The sequence below is a fragment of the Halobacillus trueperi genome (genome assembly GCF_003386945.1).
Classification (GTDB): domain Bacteria; phylum Bacillota; class Bacilli; order Bacillales; family Halobacillaceae; genus Halobacillus; species Halobacillus aidingensis.
This window is the reverse complement of the sequence record NZ_QUAE01000012.1, coordinates 82680-90933: the sequence shown is the minus strand read 5'-3', so window position 1 is coordinate 90933 and position 8254 is coordinate 82680. Positions and strand designations below refer to the sequence as shown.

At 43.3% G+C, this 8254-nt stretch carries 7 protein-coding genes; all 7 read right to left on the bottom strand.

The genetic code is table 11. The features are described 5' to 3' along the window. Positions 1–275: 275 nt before the first annotated feature. Positions 276–2222 carry a threonine--tRNA ligase gene (thrS, locus tag DYE48_RS14350; RefSeq protein WP_115824222.1) on the bottom strand — a complete coding sequence of 649 codons (1947 nt, stop codon included), beginning with the start codon at positions 2220–2222 and terminating at the stop codon, positions 276–278. A gap of 328 nt (positions 2223–2550) precedes the next feature. Continuing rightward, entirely contained in the window at positions 2551–3369 is an 819-nt protein-coding gene (ytxC, locus tag DYE48_RS14345) for a sporulation protein YtxC (protein ID WP_115824221.1), read from the bottom strand. 178 nt (positions 3370–3547) lie between these two features. Further along, complete coding sequence (gene dnaI / locus DYE48_RS14340) at positions 3548–4480, bottom strand: primosomal protein DnaI (RefSeq protein WP_115824220.1); 933 nt, start codon at positions 4478–4480, stop codon at positions 3548–3550. Positions 4481–4494: 14 nt separating this feature from the next. Then, a complete protein-coding gene (locus DYE48_RS14335; protein ID WP_115824219.1) occupies positions 4495–5862 on the bottom strand; it encodes a replication initiation and membrane attachment family protein in 1368 nt (455 codons plus the stop codon). Between the two features lie 133 nt (positions 5863–5995). After that, positions 5996–6460 (bottom strand): transcriptional regulator NrdR, encoded by a 465-nt coding sequence (nrdR, locus tag DYE48_RS14330; RefSeq protein ID WP_089650561.1) that lies wholly within the window; start codon positions 6458–6460, stop codon positions 5996–5998. A gap of 38 nt (positions 6461–6498) precedes the next feature. Further along, on the bottom strand, positions 6499–6873 hold the full coding sequence (locus DYE48_RS14325) for a cytosolic protein (protein ID WP_089650560.1): 375 nt from the start codon (positions 6871–6873) through the stop codon (positions 6499–6501). Positions 6874–7641: 768 nt separating this feature from the next. Continuing rightward, positions 7642–8019 carry an adenosylmethionine decarboxylase gene (gene speD / locus DYE48_RS14315; protein ID WP_115824217.1) on the bottom strand — a complete coding sequence of 126 codons (378 nt, stop codon included), beginning with the start codon at positions 8017–8019 and terminating at the stop codon, positions 7642–7644. Positions 8020–8254 lie beyond the last annotated feature (235 nt).

The window sequence follows — 8254 nt, the reverse complement described above, 5'->3', positions numbered from 1 at the left end:
TCTTTCCTACGAAGACTAAGCTTCAAGCGAGACGTCGACACCTCCATCTGATTGCCCTCATTATACCTCGCAAGAAGGTAGTGAGGTCCACCAGAAATTATCTGGTAACTATAATATACGAGCGAGTAGCTTCCCAGCCACCCCTGACGCTCAACCAGGCAACGAACCCCGAAACATCTTGAAACTGAGTCTTCAAGAATCCTGCCATATAGCGAAATAAATATGGAAAAAGCAAAACCCGAAAGCCTTTTAGGAGGCTTTCGGGTTTTGTTCTTTTACTTACGTAGTAGTTTTTGGTCGATTTCGTTGCGAATTTCCTGTTTGAATGTATCCAGTGGTTTTGTTGCGGAATCTTGTTCTCCGTAACGACGGACGTTGACAGCATTGTCTTCGATTTCTTTGTCACCAACCACAAGCTGGAACGGAATTTTTTGCATTTGAGCTTCACGGATCTTGTAACCGATCTTTTCATTACGCTCATCGACTTCAACACGCACGCCTGCTTCACGCAACTCATCTTCAAGTTTCTTCGCATAATCAAGGTGCACATCTGCGGATACAGGGATGATTTTCGCCTGGACAGGAGCCAGCCAAGTTGGGAATACGCCTTTATACTCTTCAATAAGAAAAGCAACAAAGCGTTCCATTGTTGATACCACTCCACGGTGAATAACAACCGGACGGTGATCTTCTCCATCTTCTCCAACGTATGTCAGATCGAAGCGCTCCGGCAGGTGGAAGTCGAGCTGAACAGTAGATAATGTTTCATCTTTTCCAAGAGCTGTCTTCACTTGAACATCGAGTTTTGGACCGTAGAAGGCCGCTTCCCCTTCTGCTTCTACATACTCAAGCTCCATATCTTCCATTGTTTCTTTCAACATCGCCTGAGCTTTATCCCACATCGCATCATTGTCGACATACTTCTCTTTGTCCTCAGGATCTCTATAAGAAAGGCGGAAGTAGTAATCATTGATCCCAAAGTCACGATACACTTCCTGCACAAGACGAACCACACGTTTGAATTCATCCTTCAATTGATCTGGACGAGCGAAGATGTGGGCGTCATTCAATGTCATCGCACGTACACGCTGCAATCCTGCAAGTGCGCCGGACATTTCGTAGCGGTGCATCATGCCGAGCTCGGCAATACGTACGGGAAGATTACGGTAGCTGTGCAATTGATTTTTGTAAATCATCATATGGTGTGGACAGTTCATTGGGCGAAGGACGAGGTCTTCATTATCCATTTCCATTGTTGGGAACATGTCATCCTGATAATGATCCCAGTGTCCACTTGTTTTATACAAATCTACACTTCCAAGAACAGGTGTGTAAACGTGATCATACCCAAGACGTTCCTCTGTATCTACAATGTATCGTTCAATTGTACGACGAATTGTAGCTCCTTTCGGAAGCCACATCGGCAACCCTTGCCCAACCTTTTGATTGACTGTAAAAATGTCGAGTTCTTTTCCTAACTTACGATGATCTCTTTCTTTTGCTTCTTCAAGCATTTGCAGGTACTCATCAAGATGAGCTTTCTTTTCAAAAGCTGTACCATAAATACGCTGCAGCATTTGATTATCGCTGTCTCCACGCCAGTATGCACCAGAAATGCTTAACAGCTTGAAGACTTTGATTTTACTTGTTTGCGGAACATGAACCCCGCGGCAAAGATCGAAAAATTCCCCCTGCTGATAAATTGTCACTTGTTCCCCTTCAGGGATCGCTTCGATCAGCTCAAGTTTCAAATCGTCACCGATCTCTTTATACTTTTCAATCGCTTCTTCACGTGAAAGCTCGATGCGTTCGATTTCTAAATTCTCATCGACGATGCGCTGCATTTCTTTTTCGATCTTCGGAAGGTCCTCAGGTGTAAGGGACTCTTCCATGTCGATATCATAATAAAATCCGTTTTCGATCACTGGACCGACACCAAGCTTCACATTGCCATATAGACGTTTAATCGCCTGCGCCATCAAATGAGCGGAAGAGTGGCGGACCACTTCCAGACCTTCTGGGTTTTTATATGTCAAGATTTCAATCCCACCATCTTGTTCAATCGGTCTTCTTAAATCATAAGGTTCGCCGTCTAATTTGATCGCCAGGGCTTGTTTTTTTAAGCCAGGGGAGATCGATTGTGCGATTTCTTCACCTGTCGTACCTCTCTCAAACTCCTTAATGTTACCGTCTGGAAATTTGATTTGAATCGCATTCGACATGTTTAACACTCCTTTATCTAAAATAAATATAAAAAACGCCCGTCCCTCAGCATATAAGCTAAGGGACGAGCGTTATCACTCGTGGTTCCACCCAAATTCCCGCAAAGTAAGACGATGCGGCTTCATTCTCCTTAACGCGGATCAGACGCTGTCTATTACTAATCGCATGTTCACAGACAGAGCTCCAAGGTGGTAAACATTAAAGCCGTCAACAAGGAGCTTCCAGCCGATGGCTCCTCTCTCTGGTCTTGCGTCACTTTATGTTCGTGTCCTTTTCCAAGCCGTTGTTTAGATATGTACGTTATTATATCCATTTAGGAAAAGGAAATCAACCCATTTTGAATGGAAATTGTGATTTAGGCCTCCATGAAGCTTTTTCTTCAAATATATTCATCAATAACTCTAAGTTTGAATGGTCCGTTTCATCCGAATAGATGATCAACTCATCAGGTGCATGAGCAAGAGCTGGTGTAACCGGCCATTCAATCGGCAGATGAGCAATACAATCATCCGGATATTGCTTCATGTACAACCTTGTTTCCGATTCACTAATCGAGTTTCCTTCATCATGGTAGTAGATTAAACGACCATCATCAAGCAGATGAAGCAACTGCACGCCTGTGTCTTTATGATGGACACGGTGACGCCATGAATCCACCAACAGTTGATAGGACTCTTCTTGTTTATATTCATCAATGATTTTCCCTGTGTATTCAATAAGCGATTCATGGACGGATTGCAAACAAGCAGCACTGAGTTCATCAAATTCCACATAACTTCTGGCGATCAAATAATCCTGAATAAAAGCGCGTAAATAGTGGTAAATCGGTGGAAGCTGGAGTCCCGCGGGTGGTTTATCTTCGAAGTCTTGTCCAATTTCAAGCATTCGTTGAACTTCTTGTGCGTCCTCATAATAGTACCGATGTTTCAAAACGCCTTCCATCCATCCGAGCATTTTCCTTTTCCGGATGACTTGTAAAAAGGCCCGAATCGCCTCAACATAAGCCGCTCCACTCAATGAAGCATTCATCAACTTCACATCAAACCCGTCTTTGTGTTCCTTGAAAATCCAAAGTTTTTGTTCCGAGACAATCGCATTATAGAATAGGATCGCTTCCGTACGATTAGAAAAATGAATGCAAAACACCAAAATTCCCCCTCGTCCCGACTTCACTCAACTTCTATGTTCAATGGAAGACCTCAGGGGCCAGCCCTGAAAATCAGCCATTAAAAGATGACGCACCTATGACATAAAGTTGGCTGTTCCCTGTTATATTTATGTGACAAGAGAGGGAATCATGCTATTGTCTTCCGTTTTGTAATCGTTATCCTCGTCTATTCCGCCCATTCACGTGGACCCCTTCACTCAGTTGGCGGATCCGCTCTGTAATTCTTTTTGCTTTTACTTGTTCTACATCTCCGCGATTACTCGTCATCAACACTTTCTCCAACTCGTTCAAATTGTAGTTAGAAGTGAAGAAAACCGGAAGTCTTTCCATCATTCGGTAGTGGAGAATACTTCCGAGTACCTCATCTCTAAACCACGCAGATTGAGATTCTGCACCTATATCATCAAGCATGAGTACAGGAATTTCTTTGAATGCTTCAATCTTTTCATTCATGGAATCGTCTTTGATTGATGCTTTAATTTCTCTTACAAATTCCGGCATATAGATGACCATAGAAGGGATATTTTTTGAACTTAGTTCATTCGCGATAGCTCCCAGGAAATAAGTTTTCCCCACACCAAACGGGCCATGAAAGTACAACCCCTTACTTGGCAGTTCATCATTAAGACCTTCAATATATTGGACAGTTCGTTCCACGGCAGCTCCCCGATCCGGGTCTTGAAGATCCATTCGTTCTAATGAAGCCTCAAGGATTTCACGTGGCATATGGAGACTTCTCACTAAAGATTTTTGCTCTTCCTGCTGTTCATGTTTCCGTTGACGGCGACATTTATCATAAATCAACTTCACATCAGAACCTTCCACTTCTACTCTTGGAACGTAACCGGGAAGGATATTGATACACTCTTCACGTGTTGGGCATTTCTCACAGTTTTTTGACTGAGTACGGTATTCATAGAGTTTAATCAACTGTTTCTCTATCGCTTCTTCCGTTAACTCTTCATGCTCCTGCATCAACTTTTTAACTTCCGAGGCTTCCATAACTTCTGCTTTCATATGGTTCATTCGTTTTTGAAACTGCTCGTTGTTACGCATCCATTTATTTAATGATTGTTGAATAGGTTCCATTGTTATCCCCCCTTTTAATTACCTTTGTTCGTCAATCTTTTTATCCTTGCCGCTATATCATCCGTATTAACTTGTGATCCTTCTTGCTTTTCATGTTTCTCGTGCTGAGGAGCCTCTTGTTGTTTGAACCAGGCTGGGATGACTTCTTCTTTTTGGTTTTTACGCTTTTGAGACTTCTGTTTTCCCCATTGCTGGTATTTCTGATGCTCGGCCTTGGCGAGGTTCATCGCTTGTCTCACGGTCGTTACATTTTTTCTCGCCCAGTGACTTGCGATTTTCTCAAGGTAAGGCTTCGACAATTTCATATCGGTTTTTAATAGGACGTAATGCACGAGTACATTCATGACCCCTGGTTCAATTCCTTGTTCTGTCATCACGTCACGAATCATTTTCAAATCTTGTTCAGACGCACGGTTACCATTGGATACATCTTCAAGCAATTCCCTAGGAGAGATTTCCTCAAGCATTTGAATGAACTGATCCTCTTTTGTCCCATTTGTTGACGTGTTTTCCACTTTCATTTTCTCTCTGCGATCTAGAGCTGAATCTCTCTGTCTGTCATTCTTTTGTTCCTTCATAAAATCATGACAAGCTGCCTTCAACTCTTCTTCCACTAAGTAATGATTTTCATCAATGGCCCAGGTGACCGCTTTTTCCAGCTCAGTGTTTGAAAGATCATACAACGTCGCCAATTGAACAATCAACTTCTTGTTGCGCCCATTTAATATTTGTTCTGATGGATACATTCGCTTTTTTAATGCATGGTTCAGCCAGTGAAAGTCCACTCGATCCATGGATGCTACCGGCCCTCTGGATTCTGGTTGATGATTCTGCTGCTTTGCAATGGTTTCAGTTTCTCTTTGGACAGTTTCAATCATTTTGTTATGGAAGACTTCATCAAAAGTCGCGGTAATTTCAGTAAAACCATCAAGCGTTTGTCTGGCGTTCAACAAACGGCTTTGTAAGCGCTCATACTTTTCCTTACCCAACTCATAATGCAGCAGCAAAGAGAGCATATCATCAAGAAAGAACTCTTCAGGAGAAAAAGGAGGGCGCACAGAGTAAAGATATACCGCCTGTTGATCTTCCTCAATTGAGCGGAACGTCCGTAATAGTCCGATAGCCTCCAGTTTCCCCCTCGCCTCATAAATTTTGTCCAAAGGGGCAGAAAGGTAAGACATCAATGTATGGTGAGACTGTACCTGATCCCCTTCAACCATATCCGATTCTGATATAAGGACATGATAAAGCGAGACCGCCAACCTCCCTACAATCGGCTGGTATAAATGTGACAAGGAACGATGAAAACTTCGAGGCAACTCTCCATTACGAATAATTTTAAAACCGTCTACAGGGAGAAGTTTGCCAATAGAGTAACTCACCGCCTCCACCTCCTTCAATCGTTAAAGCTTATTCATTCTATTTCAAACAGGAAACCAAGATTCTTTTCATATCTCAAACAAAAATGGCCCCTAAAACTGTAATCCTAGAAAAAGAAAATGAGCCGGAACAGGCTCATTCATTGTCTTCATGTTTAATTAATTCCTTTAATTCGTCGATGAAAACATTGATGTCCTTGAACTGTCGATATACAGAAGCAAAACGAACATAAGCAACTTCATCAATGTCAGACAGACGCTCCATCACCATTTCACCGATATCTTCACTCATGACTTCAGAAACGCCACGATTTCTTAATTCCTTCTCGATATCCATGGTCACTCGTTCCAGTTCCTCCACGGCCACCGGTCTCTTTTCACAAGCTCGAATCAGTCCACGCATCAATTTTTCACGGCTGAACTCTTCTCTTGTGCCTTCTTTTTTCACAACGATCAGCGGAACTTCTTCTATCCGTTCAAAAGTTGTGAACCTGAATTGGCATTGTTCGCACTCTCTACGTCGTCTGATCGCCTGTCCTTCTTCGATTGGCCTGGAATCAAGGACTTTTGTACTTTTATAGTGGCAATTCGGGCACTTCACGTATGATCAACTCCACATCATCTTCTTTTCGGCAGTATTCAGGAAGGATCCACCGTTGTGAACTGACTGTCCAATTTTTGATAAAGCTGAACGATTAGATTCCGGCTGTACCCAAAATCAACAGGTCCTCCTGAGTCCGTTGTGACAGAAAAGTCAACGGCTGTTCGAAAAGGACGGACCATGATGATCGTCGCCACTATAAACGCGCGTCTATTGCCTTTATATTTGACGGTCAGTTCTCCACGTTCCTTAGAACTTGCTACAATTTCTGAAGGTGACGAAAAAAGTCCTTCCACAGCGCGGAAGAGATCATCATGTTTTGCTTTATAATAGTGTGTGACAAGCGCAGAATCCTTATGCTCTTCACTCGTTTCTGAATGTTTGCTGAAATACCTGGAAATAAATGCTTTCACTTACCTAACCCCTTCAATTTCATTCGACATTATCTCCCTTTATATTAACATGACTTAGGAAAATAAGAAATGATTATTGAAACCAATGGGTCCCTAATCCCCCCCAGTCCAATATTCCGCATAAGATCCCGATTGTGGAAGACTCAATTTCGAGATATTTCCGGGCTTCGTTTGCCAAAATGGGAGTCAGGGGTGGTTGGGAAGCTACTCGCTTTCCTGTGGGGGAGTGGCGAGCTTCCTCGGACTACGTCCTGCGGGATCTCGCCTATCTCCTTTCTCCCACGGGAGTCTCGCAGCTTCCCAACCACCCCATTCGATGTAAGGGAGATACGAACCCCTATACCGAGAGGAAGTGTCTCCCACTCTTCTCACCTAAGTAGGCATAAAGCGCTCTGGATCAAGCTTTTACGTTCTGAATGCCCGCTGTGGAGAGGTTTATATTATCCCTTTCCCTCAATCATACAAGCTGATTTTCCAGAAGTGGTTTCGAGAACCTTCCATGGCAAAGGGGCGGAGGGGAATGGGGAGACTCCTGCGGGAAAAGAGTGCTAGGTGAGACCCCGCAGGACGCAGTCCGAGGAGGCTCATCGCGCTCCCGCGGAAAGCGAGCCATCCCCCGCAGCCCCCATCCACTCAACAAAAGTCTCGAAATCGAATCTTCAAGAATACTGCCATTTACTTTAATAACTGAGTAATTAAGAAAAAATGGGCTTTGAGTTTTATAATGAAAAAGAAGCCACGCGTTTGGAGTTGCGTGGCTTCTTCCTATTATAGAGCGCGAGACTGCTGTACTTCTACAGGTCCCATTCCTCTTGGTACTTCTACCGTTTCATTTTTCCCCGCTTCTAGTGCATCAACGATGTACTGAGCGGCGACATTAGGATCAATGCGATCTCCGCATGTATAAACATCAATACTTGCATAGCCATGTTCTGGAAAACTATGAATCGTCAAGTGCGATTCAGAAATGATGACCACTCCACTAACTCCGTGGGGGGCGAATTTATGAAACGCGACTTCTCGTACTTCCGCACCAGCTTTAAGAGCAGCATCTACAAAGACTTGTTCTATATACGACATATCGTTCAATTTTTCTTCATTACAATTCCATAATTCAGCAATTACGTGTCTTCCCATTGTATCCATATTAAGGATCCCCCTTTGTACATTCACTCTTCAATACCTCTGAAATAACAGCCATGAACTACCACGGGGGAAAGTTAGTCCTGAGAGGTCCTAACCCTTTGAGTAGACATGAATTTATATGAAATTCAGAAGTTCAAGAGAAAGTATATATGGTTTACCCCTAATTTGCAAGAAATATTTTACTGGCTTTTGGACAACACTTCTTGCCGCCCCCTGGGGACTCAGATACAACAGG

Coding starts and splice junctions, on each gene's coding strand:
- speD (WP_115824217.1), bottom strand. CDS start 8,019: ATGGATACAATGGGAAGACACGTAATTGCTGAATTATGGAATTGTAAT.
- thrS (WP_115824222.1), bottom strand. CDS start 2,222: ATGTCGAATGCGATTCAAATCAAATTTCCAGACGGTAACATTAAGGAG.
- dnaI (WP_115824220.1), bottom strand. CDS start 4,480: ATGGAACCTATTCAACAATCATTAAATAAATGGATGCGTAACAACGAG.